This is a genomic window from Ruegeria arenilitoris (assembly GCF_013031355.1).
Classification (GTDB): Bacteria; Pseudomonadota; Alphaproteobacteria; order Rhodobacterales; family Rhodobacteraceae; genus Ruegeria; species Ruegeria arenilitoris_C.
Window position 1 is genome coordinate 21,056 of the sequence record NZ_WPZO01000013.1, and the last position, 18,214, is coordinate 39,269.

The 18,214-nt window shown below is 56.4% G+C and carries 13 protein-coding genes; 8 read left to right on the forward strand and 5 right to left on the reverse strand.

Annotated elements, in window-relative coordinates; translation table 11 throughout:
• Positions 1-5 precede the first annotated feature (5 nt).
• Complete coding sequence (locus GOX63_RS20840; protein ID WP_170328553.1) at positions 6-548, reverse strand: TRAP transporter small permease; 543 nt, start codon at positions 546-548, stop codon at positions 6-8.
• Positions 549-641: 93 nt separating this feature from the next.
• Complete coding sequence (gene dctP / locus GOX63_RS20845) at positions 642-1,628, reverse strand: TRAP transporter substrate-binding protein DctP (protein WP_170328554.1); 987 nt, start codon at positions 1,626-1,628, stop codon at positions 642-644.
• 138 nt (positions 1,629-1,766) lie between these two features.
• Between dctP and GOX63_RS20850 the strand changes: the two genes are divergently transcribed.
• Entirely contained in the window at positions 1,767-2,423 is a 657-nt protein-coding gene (locus GOX63_RS20850; RefSeq protein WP_170328555.1) for a GntR family transcriptional regulator, read from the forward strand.
• 93 nt (positions 2,424-2,516) lie between these two features.
• Here the strand turns inward: GOX63_RS20850 and GOX63_RS20855 are convergent, their stop codons facing one another.
• Both GOX63_RS20855 and GOX63_RS20860 read right to left on the reverse strand, forming a co-directional pair.
• The gene (locus GOX63_RS20855; protein ID WP_170328556.1) at positions 2,517-3,128 is read right to left on the reverse strand and encodes a transmembrane anchor protein; all 612 of its coding nucleotides are present in this window, start codon (positions 3,126-3,128) and stop codon (positions 2,517-2,519) included.
• Positions 3,129-3,140: 12 nt separating this feature from the next.
• The gene (locus tag GOX63_RS20860; protein ID WP_367646763.1) at positions 3,141-3,821 is read right to left on the reverse strand and encodes a HupE/UreJ family protein; all 681 of its coding nucleotides are present in this window, start codon (positions 3,819-3,821) and stop codon (positions 3,141-3,143) included.
• An 878-nt stretch (positions 3,822-4,699) separates the two neighbouring features.
• On the opposite strand from GOX63_RS20860, the gene GOX63_RS23885 reads away from it, so the two are divergent.
• A complete protein-coding gene (locus GOX63_RS23885; RefSeq protein WP_254436053.1) occupies positions 4,700-4,918 on the forward strand; it encodes a GDCCVxC domain-containing (seleno)protein in 219 nt (72 codons plus the stop codon).
• A gap of 150 nt (positions 4,919-5,068) precedes the next feature.
• Here GOX63_RS23885 and GOX63_RS20865 read toward each other — a convergent pair whose 3' ends face one another.
• The gene (locus GOX63_RS20865) at positions 5,069-6,409 is read right to left on the reverse strand and encodes a tetratricopeptide repeat protein (protein WP_170547068.1); all 1,341 of its coding nucleotides are present in this window, start codon (positions 6,407-6,409) and stop codon (positions 5,069-5,071) included.
• Positions 6,410-6,587: 178 nt separating this feature from the next.
• Between GOX63_RS20865 and gntH the strand changes: the two genes are divergently transcribed.
• From gntH to GOX63_RS20895, 6 genes are all read left to right on the forward strand, one after another.
• Positions 6,588-7,919 carry a guanitoxin biosynthesis MBL fold metallo-hydrolase GntH gene (gntH, locus tag GOX63_RS20870; protein ID WP_170547070.1) on the forward strand — a complete coding sequence of 444 codons (1,332 nt, stop codon included), beginning with the start codon at positions 6,588-6,590 and terminating at the stop codon, positions 7,917-7,919.
• 693 nt (positions 7,920-8,612) lie between these two features.
• On the forward strand, positions 8,613-10,517 hold the full coding sequence (locus GOX63_RS20875; RefSeq protein WP_170547072.1) for a hypothetical protein: 1,905 nt from the start codon (positions 8,613-8,615) through the stop codon (positions 10,515-10,517).
• A gap of 4 nt (positions 10,518-10,521) precedes the next feature.
• Positions 10,522-11,781: a HupE/UreJ family protein gene (locus GOX63_RS20880; protein ID WP_170328561.1), complete on the forward strand. Its 1,260-nt coding sequence runs from the start codon at positions 10,522-10,524 to the stop codon at positions 11,779-11,781.
• Positions 11,782-11,911: 130 nt separating this feature from the next.
• The gene (locus GOX63_RS20885) at positions 11,912-13,369 is read left to right on the forward strand and encodes a pyridoxal phosphate-dependent decarboxylase family protein (RefSeq protein ID WP_170328562.1); all 1,458 of its coding nucleotides are present in this window, start codon (positions 11,912-11,914) and stop codon (positions 13,367-13,369) included.
• Between the two features lie 144 nt (positions 13,370-13,513).
• Positions 13,514-16,588, forward strand: a complete 3,075-nt coding sequence (locus GOX63_RS20890; protein ID WP_170328563.1) for a response regulator — start codon at positions 13,514-13,516, stop codon at positions 16,586-16,588.
• 3 nt (positions 16,589-16,591) lie between these two features.
• Complete coding sequence (locus GOX63_RS20895; protein ID WP_217356262.1) at positions 16,592-18,205, forward strand: adenylate/guanylate cyclase domain-containing protein; 1,614 nt, start codon at positions 16,592-16,594, stop codon at positions 18,203-18,205.
• Positions 18,206-18,214 lie beyond the last annotated feature (9 nt).

Consider the following 18,214-nt stretch of genomic DNA (forward strand, 5'->3'; position numbering starts at 1 on the left):
CGGCTTTACTCCAGACCAAAGGGTTTATCGATGCCAAGCAGGACGGCAACGAGATCGGCAGTCAGTTGCAACAACAGCAGTCCAAAACCGACCGGGATGGACAGGTAGGGAATCCACAGGCGTACTCCCCAAACGGTGTCGGATTTCCAGCCGCGCTCCCATGCGAAGTGCCAGTACTCGTAGCCGTAGAACAGCATGACCGAGACGATGGCGATGGACAGGGCCGAGGTCAGGATCGCCATGAAATACCGCGCGCGCGGCGCCAGCGAGATCGGGATCAGATCTACATTCACATGCCCGCGCAGGCGCTGCACATAAGGCAACCCAACCAGCGTAGCGGCAATGACCAAGTAGATGACCGCTTCGGTCTGCCAGATGGTTGAACCGTTCAGGACAAAGCGCACCACAATCATCTGGCAGGTGATGGCGACGGCGGCGACGATCATGCCTGCGGAACACCATCCGGCCAGAGTTGAAAGCGCAGCGACAAAGCGAAGGAAGGGATTGTTCCCGGTATGGGAAGCAACGGCAGAGCTATGGCCAGCCATTTGCGCCTCCTGTGATTGAGATGCAATTGAGTCTGAAGATCAGAGCTGAGATCGGGTGCCGGGCGGCAACACGGCCGCCCGGGCAAGGGAGGGTCACTCGACCGCCAGAGCCTTGTCCAGCAGGTCCTGCCCGTCAGGAACCTCTTCCACAAAGGCTTTGTAGGATGTCTCGATTGCCAGCGCGCGCCAGGCTTCGAAATCCTCCGGTGTCATTTCGGCGATTTCGACGCCGGCCTCTTCAAACACCTTGGCCGAGTTGGCGTCCTGTTTCTTGGCCTCTTCCAGATAGAAGGCCTGTGCCTTTTCAGATGCGGCCAGCAGTGCGGCCTGCTGATCTTCGTTTAGCCCGTCAAAGGTGGATTTGTTCATTAGCAGCGGCTGATACATGAACCACAGTGCCACATCGCCTGCGGGCGTATAGCAACTGACCTGTTCGTAGATGCGGTAGCTGACAAAGGATGAGGACGAAGTATTGGCCGCCTGCAGAACGCCGGTCTGCATGGCGTTGTAGATTTCCGACGACGCCATCGACGCGATCGAGGCATCGGCTCCGGCCAGCATCTGTTCGAACGACTTGCCTGCCGCGCGGGTCTGTAGACCGGCTACGTCTTCGGGCTTGGTGATGCATTTGTCCTTGCCTGCGAAGCCGCCAGCCAGATAGCCGTGCACCAATACCATCACGTCATCTTCGGCCATCTTAGCCTCAAGCGCTTCCATGAAAGGCGAGTCGGCCAGACGCGCTGCGTGATCGTGGTTTTTCACCAGACCGGGCATCAGGGTCAGGTTATAGGCAGGTTGCTGACCACCGGCATAAGACAGCGGCAGAACCGTCATATCCAGCTGCCCCCGGCTGAGCGGCTTGTACTGCTCGCGCGGTTTGAACAACGATTTTGAGCCGAAAATCTTGATTTCCAGATCGACATCGGCCGCGGCAACCTCATCGGCCACGATCTGTGCAACCTGATGACGGATGTCCTTATTCGACCACTGATGAGATAGGCGCAACTCTTCTGCCGAACCCAGTGTGCCCGCAGACGCAAGCGCCAGAGCAGCGACGGCTGTTTTGAACATGGCTTTCATTTTCTCCTCCCTTTTTCAAACCCGGTCTTGCCGGGGATGAATAGAAGCATAGGGTGGTTATGTTTTTTAAGTCAACATTTTTGTATACAAGATTTGATTTCTTGAGTTCCCACCCGATCGTGATTAAAACAGAAACCTATGGACCAAAGACTTGCCGACACCATTGCTCAGGATCTGGAAGAGCTGATCTTTGACGGGACATTTTCGGACGGGGACCGTCTGGATGAAGTCAAACTGGCCGAGCAATTTGGCGTTTCCAGAACACCACTACGCGAAGCATTTCAGCGGCTTGCCCTGTCGGGGCTGGTCGACCTCATTCCGCGCCGGGGGGCTTTTGTCCGACAGCCCGGGCCTGTGGAACTGATGGAGATGTTCGAGGTCATGGCCGAGCTCGAAGCCGTTTGCGGCCGGCTTGCCGCTTTGCGTATTTCCGATCAAGCTTTGAAAGACCTGACTGACGCCAACGCGAGATGTCAGGAGGCCGTCGATGCCGGTGATCCCGACACGTACTACCTCGAAAACGAGCGTTTCCATCGAATCATATACAACCAGTCTGGCAATTCATTTCTGGAACAAGAGGCGTCCAAGCTACACAGACGGCTCAAACCTTTCCGGCGGCAACAGCTTCGGTTTCGGGGTCGCATGACTCAATCTATGTCCGAGCATGAAGAGATCGTGCGTGCTCTGGACAATGGCAACCCTGAGGAAACGGCAAATGCCCTTCGCGATCACGTCGCGGTGCAGGGGGAAAAGTTTCACAACCTGATGGCCTCTTTAAAGAACACGTCGGAGTAGCACTGCTAGCAACGGCATTTTCAACAATGGCAAACGCGTTGAATGGCGCAAAAGAGCCGCCACACAGAATATCTGCGCGGCGGCCGGTTTTGCTTATTCGATGATCTCGCTGTAGTTGCCGCGGACCTGTACAATCACTGATACATCGCCGGAGTCGCGGTTGCGCCAGAACCAACCATGCTCACCGGTAAAGGCGGCTTGGATGGTGCCTTCGGCACCGGTCGATCCGCGCCCCTTTTCATAGGTGATCGAGTTCCCGCCGCCGTGACCATGCAGGTCGAAGTTGACCCGACCGCCCGTCACGACCATACGATACTCGGCCGCTGCACCTTCCTCCATGACCAGCTTCCACTCAGCCGACTCTCCGGGTGTGAGAATAAAGCTGGTTTCATCCTGCCAGACCTCGGCTTCTTGCGCATGAGCCGACCCGACAAACAGGCCAAGAACGTCGTTCAGCAAGCTCGACTGATCCTGGGTTTCAAGTTGCCGATCGGCTTCGGCCTCGTCTGCAAGCTGCGTTTTGATCTCACCCATCTCTTGCAGCCCGAGCACTCGGCCCATGCCGGTCAGGTCGATGCCGTATTCGGCCGGCAGAACCACCGTAACAAGGATCACTGCGGCGGAGGCACCTGCAATGACGGTCGAGCGGATAAGCTGTGCCGAGCTTGGCAGTTCCTCAAGACTTGGTCTTTCTGTATTGAACATAACTGAACTCCTTTACGCGGCGACAAAATAGCCGGTGATCTGATAGCCCATCAGGATGAACCCGAGGGTCATCATGATGACGTTTACGTTGTAAGCTTGTTGGAAGAAGTACGGGCTTTTACGCCAGAACCCCATGACGATAAGGATGATCGCAAGGGCTGAAAGCTGGCCAAGTTCCACACCCACATTGAACGCAAACAGATTGGCAAGGAGCCCTTCTGGAGCGATATCATAGTCGAGAATTTTAGTCGCGAGACCCATGCCGTGGAACAGGCCGAAAATCAGCGTCGCGGCTTTGGTATTTGGCTGGAACCCCAGCCATCGCTGGAACGCGCCGAGATTGTCGAGCGCCTTGTAGACGACCGAAAGGCCGATAATGGCGTCGACAATATAGGCGTTTACGCCCCAGCCGAACCACACCCCTAGAAGCATTGTCGTTGAGTGTCCGACCGCAAAGAGGCTGACATAGATGCCGACATCCTTGGCTCGATAGAGAAAGAACACGACGCCAAGCAGGAACAGGATGTGATCGTAGCCTGTGACCATGTGTTTGGCCCCAAGATACATGAAGGGGATGATGTTCACGCCCCAGATTTCCTGGATGTAACCTGCGTCGCCTTCGGTGACGTTATGAGCCAGCACCTGAGACGTGCTCAGCGCCAGATTGGTTATGATGAGGGCCAGAAGGAGCATAGCGCGCCTGTCCAGACCCCGAGAGAATGGATTCATGGATGATCTCCGTTGTTATGTGATGTCGAAAACCCCGATTGGGGCGACGTCAAACGCGCGGAGGTCGCTCTATACCGTTGTTTCTGAAAGGCCCGCCTGGCACCCCGTCGAACGCCCAGTCATCTGGAAGCGAGGCCGGTGAAAGCGAATTGCCCGAGTCTGGTATGACCATTTGGCTGTGGTCATGATCTGCACCATCATGACTGTGCCCGTGCATCGCCCACAACAGATCTTCTTCAAAGCCGTGGGTGTGCCCGTGCTCTGCGATTATCTGCATATGCTCTTGCACGGTTTCAATCACAGTCGGCGCGTGGCCCGAATTTGGCTGAAATGACCACACGATCAAAGACAGGCAGAGCAAAGCCGCCATCGCATTTTGCGTATATCTCTGAACTGCCCTCACGCCGTCAGGTACCTTTGCGGTATTCCCATACCCCTTCGGGTTATATCCCGGCACATATGATACCACCTCAAATACACGCAACCCATACATCGCTCATTGTTCGGCTAAAACGCGCCGATGGGCAGCCGCCGTCGGTCATCGGTATTGTTTGCATTCTTTCGAAACTGGGAGTTGATTTAGGTTTTGGACAACACAGAAGACTTGGAGGGCCACTAAAACGAACCTCCGCTACCAATTCCCCAGACGATTCCGGTAGTTGCATCAAGCGGTCAACCCTCCCTTGCGATTTCATTGCCGGGCCTGCAATGGGACTGTATAGGGGGACATTGGCGCGTCTGAAAGGATGGCGTCGGAGCCATCAAACTTGCTATCTTGCCCAGGGTCTGTGTGCTTAACGAAGCCCCTGCAGACGATCACCTCACAACCCAGGTGTGAAAATATGAATGACCTGAATGTGACATTAGAAAGCAAAATCACTTGCCCTGAGTGCGGCCATTCGACGGTCGAAACTATGCCGACAGATGCGTGCCAGTGGTTTTATGAGTGCACCGCTTGCAACACCGTTTTAAAGCCGTTGCCGGGGGATTGCTGCGTTTACTGTTCTTATGGAACCGTCGCCTGCCCGCCGATCCAACAGGGCAAGAGGTGTTGCGGGTGATGCTCGCCCTCGGGCGGGCTGTTGAAATCGAAGCGATCGCAGCATCTCATCAGAGACCCGGTTTTATCCGGACAAAACGACCCAAAGCGGAGATCGGCGGTGTGTTGTCATGGTGCAGAGCAGCATGTCCAAAGCCGCGGTCGCGCCATACTATTGGCTGGTACTGTGTCGCCCTGACGGGCTAATCCAACCCAATCTGATCAACTCTTGGACGACCGCATCTGCATGTTCCGCATTGCTGTGAGTGTTCCTGAGCATCTCGTCGATCGGTGCGTTCGGCCATGCACGTTCAAGCTCAGCGAGCCGTGCGCGGGCGTCTCTATCCCGGCCAAGTGCGGACATCGCGGCAACGGTATAGGCAAGCGACGGTGCACTCAGAGGGTCGCCAAGCTGTTTGGCTTCTTCAAATCTTTCGATTGTTTTGCGGTAGTCACCAAGATGAAAATTGGCTGCACCAGAGATGTTTCGGTTGGCAAATCTCTGATTGCTTGAATCAAGCAAGGACTGCCGGTCCGCAATTTCGACAGCCTCTTCAAATTCGCCACTGAAAAGCGCCACCGCCCCCAGAAAATCCAGGACAGCCCCGTCGTCAGGGTCCAGATGCGACGCGCGCCGACCAAGTGTCAGGGCCGCCTCGTAGTCGCGGTCGGCGAAATAGGCCCAGCTCTTGGCCGATTGGCTCCAGGCCTGATCCGGCGCAAGCCTCACGGCCTCATTTGCCAACTCCATCGCGGCCTTCGCATAGTTGTCCTTGTCTTCTGACGGCGGTGTCAAAACCGCAAGCGTTGCCAATGCCTGCGCGGCACCTGCATAGCCACCGAAATAGTCGGGGTCCAATTCGATCACACGCTCGAAAACTGACAAAACAAGAAGTTGGCGGGGCCGGTCAAAGATCGGGAAAATCATCGCCCTTGCCTGATTGGCGAGGTTGAAGGCCTGCAGTGCCGTCGGCGACTTTTCATAGATTGCCGCGCGTTGCAGCAAATACGGTTCAACTGAAGTCAGGTTGCCAGGCGACGGCTCCTGCACCACAGGCTTCTCATCCTGAATTAGGAAAGCCGCCAGAACTGCGCCGATGATGCCTCCTGACGTGAAGGCGGCGACTGGAAACCAGGCCCCTCGGGCTTTTACCGGGTCCACCATGTCCGGACTGGTCAGGGCAGCCTCAAAGCGAGGGCGATACCCACCGGTATCAATACAAAGGCGAATGGGGTCGTGCTTGCCACTGCCTTCGTAATGCAACTCCAACAGCTGACGAAGACGCCGCGCGTCCACGCGCACGATATTCTCGGGATCGACCCCATCTGCCGTGTCGCGGCCATAAACATCCTGAGCGATGGTCTTTCCGCGAATATCCGCGCCTCTGCCCGAAAGCTCTTCTTCGACGATATACGTCAAAAATGCCCGCAGCCTGTCAGTGCCTTCCAAATGTGAATCATCCAAAAGGCGGGCGAGTGCGTCACGTTTCTGTAGATCTGAAATCTGGCCCATAGAAACTCTCACATTCCGATTTATGCAATTAAATCGGCGTGAGTCACCTTAATTCTCACCGTGAGTCACTTACCTGCTTTCAATTAAAGTCGCACAATTCCATGAGATTTCATCGGCGGAATGATATTTCCTGACTTTTTCCTGCCGCCTTTTCACGCGTCCAAAAGGGGGAAATCCTATGGCACGACGTTCAGACTTTCGGATATTCAGCAAACATTTCGCGATCGGATTGGCTTTGGGGGCTTGGGCTGTTGCGCCGCAGACCGTGACCGAAACAGTAATCGGGATTCTGGCACCTTCCGCGGCCTACGCACAGGAAACAGAGGAAGTGTCCCCGATCATGGTCCGCGACCGCCCGCGGGATGTCTACTATCCCAACACCGAGGACCTTGCCGAAGATGAGATGCGCGTGATTGCCTGCGGGACAGGCATGCCAACGACGCGCGCAGCTCAGGCCGCAGCGTGTTTCCTTGTCGAGCTTGGGAATGGTGACAAGTTCCTGTTCGACATCGGCTCGGGATCAGCCGAGCGGATTTCGTCGTTGCAGATTCCGTATAACTACCTCAACAAAGTCTTCATCGGACACCTGCACACCGACCATTTCGGGGCACTGCACGATCTATTCATCGGCGGCGCACTGATGGGTCGGAATGTTCCGCTGCGCGTCTGGGGGCCAAGTGGTCCAGTCGAGGAACTGGGCACAGCCTACGCGCTGGAAAACATGCGCCGAATGCTGACATGGGACTTGGCTGCGCGCGCCGGAAACACGGATTTTCGAGGTTACAGCCTGGAAATCAACGAGTTCGACTACAAGGGTGAGAACCAAGTGGTCTATGAGGACAACGGCGTGACGATCCGCTCGTTCCCGGCAATCCATGCCATAGACGGATCAGTCAGCTATGCCCTGGAATGGAACGGTCTGAAATTTGTCTTCAGCTCAGATACCTACCCGAACAAGTGGTTCAAGGAATATGCACAGAACGCCGATATCGCGATACATGAATGCTTCATTGCGGTGCCGGAACTGGTCACAAAAATGAAATTCACGCCCGAGTCCGCCCTTCTGGTCGGAACACAGGTACACACAGCCCCCGAAGCGTTCGGAAAAGTCATGAGCGACATCCAGCCGCGTATCGCGGTCGCCTACCATTTTTTCAATGACTTCGACACGGCCAACGGCGTCTATGAACGAATTCGGTCTACTTATGACGGCCCGCTAAGCTTGGCAGATGATTTCATGGTCTGGAATGTGACCAAAGACGACATAACCATTCGTATGGCCGTCACGGAAGAGCGCACATGGGCGCCGCCACTGGCCGCGCCGGCCCAGGCGCCTGACATGCAGGATCGGCTCAATTTCTCAGAAAAAGCTGGTGTTCCGCAGGATGTGATGACGTTTTCTGAATTCACACTTGGTGGCGTAGACGATGTAGATGACGTGCTGCGCCCGATTTACGAGGAGGCGTCAGAAGTTCTGGGACAGGAATTCCCGTATCCCGGCGACAACTGACCAACTGATTGACCGGCGCGCGCAGAACTGCCCGCGCCGGTTCTTTGTAAACTGGTAGGGGCAACACAATGCGGAGTGCTGGATTCAAACTGATCTTGGCTGGTGGATTGGCCCTGACCTTTGGGCAATCCGTAAGCGCGCAATCCTTGGCCCGTTCCGAAGAGGACGAAGGCACGTGGCGGCACTCAATCACGCCGTACCTTTTCTTGCCGTTCAGCACGACGGGTACGTCGACGGTTGATGGCAGCAGCGTCGATCTGGACCTAAGCCTGAGTGACGTTCTGGACCTGCTGCAGGGCGCGGCGTCCGTGCGTTACGAAGGGTGGAACGGCGATTTCGGGATCATATCCGAGGTCTATTACGTAAAGCTCGCTGCGGATGCGGCGTTGCCGGTCGGCGGGGCGAGCGTCGATGCCGATATCCGGCAAACCTTCTTCAACGTTCAGGGCGCCTACCGGTTCGCCAACGGTGTCAACGCCTCGGGCCGCCGTTACGCGGCGGATGCGGCGATTGGCGTCCAATGGAACCGGCTCAAGCAGGAAATCGACATATCGGGTCCGGGGCCGGGCATGACGCTGGGCGGAACGGAAGAGTGGTTCGAGCCGATGATCGCGCTGCGTTACATCACCGAGATCAACGACACCTGGAGTTTCGCCGCCCGCACTGAATTGAGCGGCTTTGGGGTCAATGGCGATGACCTTCAATATCTGGTTCTGGCCGGTTTCGACTGGAAAGGCTGGGAGAACACGTCCTTGCGGTTTGGTTACCAGTTCTATGGAATTGACTATTCCAATGATCGTTCGGGTGGGGAGTTCGCGTATGACGTGGATCAGAATGGTATCTATGCGGCCGTTGCGTTTCATTTCTAAGCAGTGCGCGCGCGGAATCGTCGGTCTCTTTCGTGTGCCAGTGCTCGCGGGTCTTGTTTTTGGTGCGAGCCCTGTCGCTGCAGATCTTGTGTCACCCTACGGCGGTGAAACCGCGCCCAACTTTGTAGAATTGTCGGTTGAAGATGACCACGTCCGGGCGACCCTCGAGATAGACCTGAGCGACTATCCTATTTTTGTTGTTCCCGAGGATGGCTCAAACACGTCACTGGCGGAACGCACTGGGCAGAATTTCCATATCTTGGCGGACGGAGAGGAACTGCAAAGCACAACGCAGACGATTGATGTACGACCCAGAGTTCTCAGGCAGACAGCGGCCAGCACTCTCGTTGCGCCGCGTCCGCGCAGCGAGAAGGTTGTTTTCGTGGATATGGTTTTTCCGTTTCAGGGCAAACCCGAACGGATTACGTTCACCCCTCCGCTGAACCCCGACGGTTTGCCCTTGGCTTCTATTGGCGTGGTTGCCGAGCACATGGACGTTCCGGTCACGGATTATCGGTACCTGTCGCAGGCCGAGACAATGCTGCCCGATTGGGGCGACCCGTGGTTCACCAAATTCGAAAACCCCAATCTGACCCGCCACCACAAATCCCCGATGATGTCGTTTCTGGCGATGGAGCCGCGCGTGGTCCGGCACGAAATCATTTTTCGCCTGAAGGACTTAGAAAAATGGACCAATCTGGGTCTTGGAGAGGCCGAGCGACTGACAGCAGATCAGGTCGCAGACATCAAGGCGACCGCATCGAAGTTTTTTTCTGAACGGAACCCGATCACCATTGATGGCGCACAGGTGAAGCCTGATACGGTGCAGGTCTCCCGCATCGAGGTTGGCGCAGAGGGTTTGCGTCTGATACCGGATCAGGCTGAGGCAAATCGGAACACGATGCTGATGGGTGTCGTCTTGTCTTACCCAACAACGATTTTGCCAGCCCGTGTGGATATGACATGGGAGCTTTTTCCGGACGGCCTTGAAATCATTCCGGTAACGCTCAGCGATCCGGCCGGGGCAGTCCCGTCCCAAATCTATCAATCCGATCCGTCCGTCAGCTGGAACAATCACCTGACCACTTGGCAGGACCCAAGAACAGCTCCTGTCATCGTGAAAACCGCGGGCTTGGCTCAAGCGCCCCTGATTACGATAGGGCTGGGATTGTTGGCTTTGGTTTGTGCTGGTCTTGCAGGGAACAGAACAGCGCGTCAGCGATACGTTGCCCTCGGCATTGCAGGTGCCCTCGGTGTCGCTGCAGCGTTCGCCTATCCAATCAAACATTCCTTACCAATGATGACCGAGCCGCAACCGGACGAGGTCGCCTCGCATCAGGTGATAGAGGGTCTGTTGACCAATATCAGTACGGCGATGCTTGAGACGCAGAACGACAAGGTCACCGCCGCCCTGGAACCATTCGTCGAAGAGGGCAATCGCGACGACGTGCGCGCCGAAATGCGCCGGGGTTTGTCGGTGACATTGCCATCGGGTGCATTGGCACGCGTGGAAGACATCTCGGATTTGAATGTCGAGAGTTTTCTGCCGGAGGGGGGAAAGAACCAGCATCAGGTCCTGGCAAATTGGACAGCCCGCGTCAGCGGTGGCCATTGGGGCCACCTGCACAGACGAGCTGTTTTCTATCGTGGTATGTTCAACGTCTCGCGCCACGGCGAACGGTGGAAACTGGACGGGCTAACGATCCTAAGTGCGAAAACGGAAGGGTAGCTCAATGAAACATGTGAAGCTCTTCTTGATTGCACTGATGGCAGTGGGCGTTTTCTTTTACGCGGATAGCGCAAAGGCGCATTTCAATCTGAACCAGAATGTCCGCATTCATCACGTGGTGCATTCTGAGGACGGTCTTGATGTCTATTTGCGCCTACCGATGCCATACGTAGTGGCCGAGCTTGTCGGCCCCGAAGGCCCGGACGGGCTGCCCGAGCCCGCGCCTTATACGTATAACCAACTCGAAGACGGCGTGCTGATGCACTATCTGGATCAGTCCGCGTTGCGAAGTGATCCACTTGGACTGGCGCGCATCGCGGCTGGTTCTATTTCGCTGGCTGTTGAGGGTCAGAAGCAGGCTGCAGACATTGTTTCGCTGCGTCTGCACACTCTGGGGCAGGAACCCGGCTTTGCGACCCTGGACGAGGCACGCGCTGCGCTTGCCACTGGGGATGTCTTTCCGGTAACCGACGAGACCTATGTCGGCGGCATCATGGTGGATCTGCACCTTCATTTTGCCACCGGGCAAGTGCAGGGCTACAGCATTTCTCATTCCTCGAACCCTGGGCTTGAGGGACAGGAAGATACGGCGAACCTGATCCTGGACTACAACGGGCAGGATGTTCGGACGTACCGTGCCACCGGGTTGATGCACACTCCCGTCAATGTAACGGGATCAGCAACCGCCGCCGCCTCGACCTTTTTGGTTGAAGGGGTTCGGCACATTCTGGAAGGCCCGGATCATGTCTTGTTCGTGCTCTGCATGATCATAGGCGCCCTGAACCTGCACAGCCTTCTCGCTCGTGTCACGGGATTTACCCTGGGCCACACGGTCACGCTGATCCTTGGTTTCTTTGGCATCGCCCCAAGCGGTGCGTGGTTCATCCCGACCGTCGAGTTGGCGATTGCGCTGTCCATCATTTACGCCGCTGCAATGGCTGTTTGGCCGCCAGAGAAAGGGCACGGAGACCTGAAGGCATTCGCAATCACCTCAGGAATCGGATTGCTGCACGGGTTTGGTTTTTCCTTCATGTTGCACCAGATCCTGCGCGTGGATGCGCCAAACGTCTGGCACAGCCTGCTGGCCTTCAATGTAGGTGTCGAGGTTGGGCAAGTGATGATCGTGTTGCTGGTCTGGCCAGTGGTGCTGTTTCTGCGTCGCCAACCGGGCCGTGTCTGGGTAAATTCCCGCGCCGCTGTGGCCGTCTGTGCCAGCCTGATCGCGATGGTTTGGGTCGTTCAGCGGGCAGAGTTCTTCCTGTGATGACTGGGCACAGGTTCCCGAAACCGGTGCACCAGCCCAGAGCCGTCTGCGCGGAAGATCAAAGGCACGAATAGATTGCTCTGAACGCAATTCTCCCGCACGCTTTACTAAGAAAGAGAGGTTGCAGCGCATGAGGAATATTAAGGAAGAAACGCTCGACCCGGAAGATTGGGAGGAAGCCCGCGCTCTTGCGCATGTCGTGGTGGATGAAGCTGTCGATCATTTGAAACAGGTGCGTGAACGTCCCGCTTGGCGCCCCATGCCCGATGACGTTCGCGCACAGCTCAGGACAGGTTTGCCAGAAGCCCCCAGCTCTTTGGAACAGGTCTATGGCGACTATCGGGACCTCGTGCGCGCCTACCCGATGGGCAATATTCATCCCCGGTTCTGGGGGTGGTACATGGGGGCAAGCAACTTCACCGGGGCGTTGGGTGATTTCCTTGCAGCCGTTGAGGGCAGCAATCTTGGCGGAGGGAACACAGGTGCGGCGCAGGTCGAACAGCAGGTTGTCGATTGGTTGAAGGAAATCGCGGGCTTTCCGGAAAGTGCCAGTGGAACCCTGACCAGCGGCGGGTCGATGGCAAACCTCGTCGCACATACAGTCATCCGGAACCTCGCCGCCGGGTTTGATGTGCGCAAAGAAGGTATCGCAGCCTTGGAAAAGCCGCTGAGGTTTTACGCCTCTGATCAGGTTCATAGCTGCCACCAAAAAGCGTTCGAGACCCTTGGCCTTGGTGCAAAAACACTGGTCGAGGTCCCAAGCGACGACCGCCAGCGGATCAGACTCGATGCGCTGGAGTTTGCGATATCCGAAGACCGCGCAAAGGGATTTCAGCCAGCCTGCGTCATCGGCACGGCAGGAACCACAAACACCGGAGCCATAGACGATCTGACCGCCCTTTCCGATCTTTGCGAGCGCGAGCAGCTTTGGTTTCATGTGGATGGGTGTATCGGCGGCGTGCTGCGCCTTGCCCCCGACCACGCGCATCTTGTGTCCGGGATCGAGCGGGCAGGCTCTGTCGCGATCGATCCCCACAAATGGCTACATGCGCCATTTGAGGCCGGAGCTGTTCTGATCAAGGACCGCAGTGCCCATTTCTCGACCTTCGAAATGCACGGCGACTATCTGCAACTCCAGGAACGCGGGATGCTCGCAGGCGAGTTTCTTGCCGACTATGGTTTGGAACTCAGCCGTGGTTTCCGGGCGCTGAAAATCTGGATGTCTCTTAAAGAACAGGGTGCCGCCAAGTTCGGGCGCCTGATTTCCCAAGACATCGCGTTTGCGCGCTACATGGCCCGTCAGATCGAAGCGCACCCGATGCTGGAACTGGTAGCGCCGGTAGACCTCAACATCGTTTGCTTCCGCCATGTGGCGGCGGATGAGGATGCGGCCAAGGCGCTGAACACAGAGATCATGCTGCGGCTTCAGGAACGCGGCCTTGCTGTTCCATCGGACACGACTGTGCAAGGCAAGCATGGGCTTCGCTGTGCCTTCAACAACCACCGAACGCGACATGAGGATATCGACGGCTTCTTGCGCGACGTGGCGCTCGTGGGCGAAGAGATCACCGCAGAACGCGCCCGTTAGGGTATTCCGCGGCCTCCGGCGCGCATGGGCGGGATGCAATAACCTTGTTTTGCCTCTGCATTTCCTTTCAACTGCTAAAAGGTCAGGCAACCATGTACTGGTTTTTCACTGACGTGCTGGTCTCACCAACGGGAGAGCGCATATATGAACCGATCCGACGGTCACGCTGTGTCAAAAGCGGATAGCGCGAAATGGGCGCTGCTGGACGAGATCGCCTCTCTCACGGCTGAGACGCCGGGATCGGATCAGTTGCTTTTCGAAATAGCGCGTCGCATGAAAGCTGCGTTGAATGCAGATGAATGTACTTTGGCGTTGCTCGACACAAGTGGAAGTTCTTTCCGCGAAGCCACCGTTTCAGGGTCCCCCCACGACCGGATTGTTTGGAATGACACTCCGATCCAGGTGTCACCCGGCCCCGTTGGCGAGGTCTTGCAGAGCGGCAAACTGCAACTGCTTCATAACACGCCGATCGATAACAATGCCGCCTCTGCCGTCGCATCGATGGTGCTGCCAATAAAAGCCCTTGGCCGGGTCCTAGGTGCCATCACTTTTCGCACTAGTCACTCTGAGGGTTTTATCGAGGACGATATTGATTTTGCACAACGCGCTGCGGCCCACTGCGCAGTGGCTCTGCTGGACAGTCAGACGCGCTTTGAGGAGCCAGAACGGGCATTGGACCGGATCGTCGATGCCATAAACACAATCCCCGAAGGTTTTGCCCTGTACGATTCCAATGATCGCCTGGTTTTGGCCAACGAGACTTATCGAAAGATGCTGTACCCGGGCCACGAAGATCTGGTCAAACCGGGTATGACCTTTGAACAGGTTGTTCGAAAAGCTCTGTCGCTCAATGTGATCGCGGATGCGGTCGGACGTGAGGAAGAGTGGCTGGCGCAACGGCTGAAACGTCACGACCATCCCCAAGGCACCCAGATGCAAAGCCGGACATCCGGGGGATGGATCAAGATCAGCGAACGCAAGACCCCTGATAACGGAACAGTCGCAATCTACAGCGATGTCACCGAGCTGAAAAAAGTCGAAGCGCGCAATGCCGAGCTTGCCCAGATACCCGAGGAAAACCCCAATCCGGTGATGTGCATCAGCGCAGACGGAAAGCTGCTGTTTGCCAACAAAGCCAGCGAACCGATGTTGGATGCATTGGGTCTCAAAGTCGGGGCGGGAGTCACAGAGGACTGGCTGGCGCGCGTCAAGACAGGATTGCAGGAAAACAAACGGCAAGACTTTGAATGCCATGCCGATGGCATGGTTTACGCGTTATTGCTCTGGCCGGTCCCGGACGCCAAGCACGTCAATCTATACGGGCGGGACGTCACGCAACTTAGGCAGGCCGAAAGGCGGATGCGTGAATTGGCGCGCATTCCTGAAGAAAACCCCAACCCGGTCTTGCGCATCACCGATCAGGGCAAACTGATCTACGCCAACAAGGCCAGCGCTCCTTTGGTCGCAGCGTTGCAGTTGAAGGTCGGCGACCGGGTGGGAACCGGGTGGCGCAAGCGTGTCGCCAAAGGTTTGCACGAGGATCAAAGGCAAGATTTCGAATATGAGGCCGGCGGTCTGATCTATGCCCTGTTGCTGTGGCCGGTTCCGGAAGGCGGTTATGCAAATATCTACGGCCGGGATATCACCGCCCAAAAACAGGTGGAAAGCGAACTGCGGGTGGCAAAGGACATCGCCGAAACGGCCAACAAGACCAAAAGCACATTCCTTGCCAATATGAGCCACGAACTTCGAACGCCGTTGAATGCGATCATCGGATACAGTGAGCTGATGCTGGAAGAAGCCATCGATCAGAATGACGAAGCAAACCTGGGTGACCTGACAAAAATCCAATCTGCCGGTAAACACCTGCTTGCTCTGATCAACGACATTCTGGACCTGTCCAAGATCGAGGCCGGCAAGATGGAGTTCGATCTGGAGCCTTTCGATGTTTTCCAGATGATCAAGGACGTCAGCACCACGGTGCAACCGCTGGCCGAGAAAAATAGGAACAGGCTTGAGGTTGCCTGCCCCGAGGATGTCGGCGAAATGGTCTGCGACCTGACCAAGGTACGTCAGGCACTGCTCAACCTGTTGTCAAATGCCTGCAAATTTACCGAAAACGGAAGGATCACGCTGTCGGTTCGCCGGTCGGCTGAGGCAGACCAACTGGAGTTTGCAGTCGCCGATCAGGGCATCGGCATGTCGCCTGAACAAGTCGACAAGGTCTTTGAAGCCTTCACCCAGGCGGATTCCTCCACCACCCGAAACTATGGTGGAACCGGTTTGGGGCTGTCGATCACCAAGGTCTTCTGCGAGCAACTGGGCGGCGACATACACTGCGCCAGCTCTCTCGGAGAAGGATCGACCTTCACCATCCGTCTTCCGAGTATCTGCCGCGACCCGGCCATTGCTCCCCTTCGTGACGTGACGCTTTCCAGCGGCAATCCGCAAGATGATCCTAATGCTCCTCTGATTCTTATGGTCGATGATGACCCCACAGTGCATGACCTGTTGGAGCGGCGGCTGCGCAAGGAAGGATACAGGGTTCTTTCCTCGACCAAGGGTGAAGACGCACTGAAGCTGGCCCGAGAGGCCAAGCCAGACGCCATTACGCTGGATGTGTTCATGCCCAAGATTGACGGCTGGGCCGTGTTGTCCCAACTGAAAGACGATCCGGAGCTGGCCGACATACCGGTCATCATGCTGACATTCGCAGAAGACCGCACCAAGGGCTTGTCGCTGGGCGCCAGTGAATACCTGGGCAAACCCATCGACACGCTCGAGCTTCTGAACGCTCTGAAAGAGCATTGCCCGACCCGGCCATCCCGCCGGGCTCTGATCGTGGAAGATGAGGCCGCAACGCGTGAAATGATCGGCCGCGTCCTCGGCAAGGAAGGCTGGCAGGTCGAACAGGCTGTCAACGGGCTGGACGCCCTTCAACAACTTGCCAAATCCGTGCCGGACGTCATTCTGCTGGATCTCATGATGCCTGAGATGGACGGGTTTGAGTTTCTCGCGGGGATGAGGAAAAACCCGGACTGGGCGGCGATACCGGTCATCGTTGTCACGGCAAAAACGCTGTCAAACGAGGATCGTGCGCGGCTGAGCGGATCGGTCGAAGCGCTGATCCGCAAGGACGGGGATGAGGTCGAAACCCTCGTTAGCCAGTTGAAGAAACTCCTGGCGACTTCCCGGCCTGCAGCTTCACGGGAAACCTAAGTCGTGAATGGCGGACGCGAAAACCAAGCTCAGCACGCAAAGGCGGTGTGGCTTGCGAATTTGCGCCAAAACCTGATTTCACCGGTCAGCGCAATCGTGGGCTTCAGCGAAATGATTCAAAGCGAAGCCGGCCGTCTGGCGAGGGTCGAAGCTGTTTCGGACCTGAACCGAATTTCCCAAGCGACGACTGAACTGAACACGCTGGTCGACCGGCTTTTGCACCCTGAGATGGCCTTGAAACTGACGGTCGGCGGTGACGAGGGCATAAAACGGCTGCGCCATGATCTGCGAACCCCGATGAATGCGATCAAAGGCTACGGCGAGATGCTGCTGGAGGATCTGGATGATCTGAACGCCAAGCATCTGGAAGCGGACTTGCTTGGGCTTCTCGAACATACCGACGCCCTTCTGAAACAAATCGACGACCTTGCGACACTGTCTGACGTTCCGCCAGACGGAGACGCCGTGGTTCCCTTAGCACCGCCAGACTCCGCTGCGATGTTCGCAAATCTGGTTCAGAGCATGGCTCCCCTCGCCCCAATCGACGACACCGGTGCACTGACCGGCAACATCCTTGTCGTCGATGATGTCGAGGCCAACCGGGAATTGCTGGCGCGCCGGTTAAAGCGGGATGGGCATCAGGTCTGGACCGCTGCTGGAGGGTACTCCGCCCTTGAACTGATGTCTCAATATCCGTTCGATCTGGTTCTGCTTGATCTGATGATGCCGGATATCAATGGCTTTGACGTTTTGACCCGATTGAAACAGGATGACGTCCTTCGGGACATCCCGGTCATCATGATATCGGCCCTGGACGAGATCGAAAGCGTCGCGCGCTGTATTGAGGCCGGCGCCGAAGATTACCTGCCGAAACCCTTTAACCCGATCCTGCTACAAGCCCGGATAAATGCCTCGTTGGAGAAGAACCGCTTTCGCGAGCGTGAACGTCACTACCTTGAGCAGATGGAAGCGGAAAAGCAAAAGTACAAAGACCTATTGCTGAGCATTCTGCCACAGCAAATCGTGACGCGGCTGAATGACGGCGAAGCAACAATCGCCGACCGCCACAACGAAGTCACCGTCCTGTTCTCGGATATCGTTGGCTTTACCGAGATGTCGGCCAAACTGCCGCCTGCGCAGGTGGTGTATTACCTCAACCGGATTTTTTCAGGCTTCGATGAGATCGCGACAGAACTAGGCGTTGAAAAGATAAAGACGATCGGAGACGCGTATATGGTCGCCGCCGGTGTGCCGGATGACCGCACAGACCATGCCGAAGTGATTGTCGAAATGGCCCTACGGATGCTCTCGCAGGTCGAAGCACTGAACATGGAAACGGATTACCCGATGCACATCAGGATTGGCGTACACAGTGGCCCCGTGGTTGCCGGTATAATCGGGTCGCACCGTTTCCTCTACGATGTCTGGGGAGACACGGTTAATTTTGCCAGCCGGCTTGAAACAACCGGCGCGCCGGGCCGTTTACAGATTTCAGAGGCCACCGCCAAACAGGTCGAACATCTTTTTGATGTGTCTGAACCCATCGAAACAAGAATTAAAGGCAAGGGTCGGGTCAGAACCTACTATGTCATCCAACGCAAAATTTCTGCGGATTGAGCGATTTTT

What these genes read in the sequence shown, in the direction of transcription:
- dctP (WP_170328554.1), bottom strand. Translation starts at nt 1,628, where the DNA reads ATGAAAGCCATGTTCAAAACAGCCGTCGCTGCTCTGGCGCTTGCGTCT.
- GOX63_RS20875 (WP_170547072.1), top strand. Translation starts at nt 8,613, where the DNA reads ATGACCTTCAATATCTGGTTCTGGCCGGTTTCGACTGGAAAGGCTGGG.
- GOX63_RS23885 (WP_254436053.1), top strand. Translation starts at nt 4,700, where the DNA reads ATGAATGACCTGAATGTGACATTAGAAAGCAAAATCACTTGCCCTGAG.
- GOX63_RS20840 (WP_170328553.1), bottom strand. Translation starts at nt 548, where the DNA reads ATGGCTGGCCATAGCTCTGCCGTTGCTTCCCATACCGGGAACAATCCC.
- GOX63_RS20890 (WP_170328563.1), top strand. Translation starts at nt 13,514, where the DNA reads ATGAACCGATCCGACGGTCACGCTGTGTCAAAAGCGGATAGCGCGAAA.
- GOX63_RS20860 (WP_367646763.1), bottom strand. Translation starts at nt 3,821, where the DNA reads ATGCTCCTTCTGGCCCTCATCATAACCAATCTGGCGCTGAGCACGTCT.
- GOX63_RS20885 (WP_170328562.1), top strand. Translation starts at nt 11,912, where the DNA reads ATGAGGAATATTAAGGAAGAAACGCTCGACCCGGAAGATTGGGAGGAA.
- GOX63_RS20850 (WP_170328555.1), top strand. Translation starts at nt 1,767, where the DNA reads ATGGACCAAAGACTTGCCGACACCATTGCTCAGGATCTGGAAGAGCTG.
- GOX63_RS20880 (WP_170328561.1), top strand. Translation starts at nt 10,522, where the DNA reads ATGAAACATGTGAAGCTCTTCTTGATTGCACTGATGGCAGTGGGCGTT.
- gntH (WP_170547070.1), top strand. Translation starts at nt 6,588, where the DNA reads ATGGCACGACGTTCAGACTTTCGGATATTCAGCAAACATTTCGCGATC.
- GOX63_RS20855 (WP_170328556.1), bottom strand. Translation starts at nt 3,128, where the DNA reads ATGTTCAATACAGAAAGACCAAGTCTTGAGGAACTGCCAAGCTCGGCA.
- GOX63_RS20865 (WP_170547068.1), bottom strand. Translation starts at nt 6,409, where the DNA reads ATGGGCCAGATTTCAGATCTACAGAAACGTGACGCACTCGCCCGCCTT.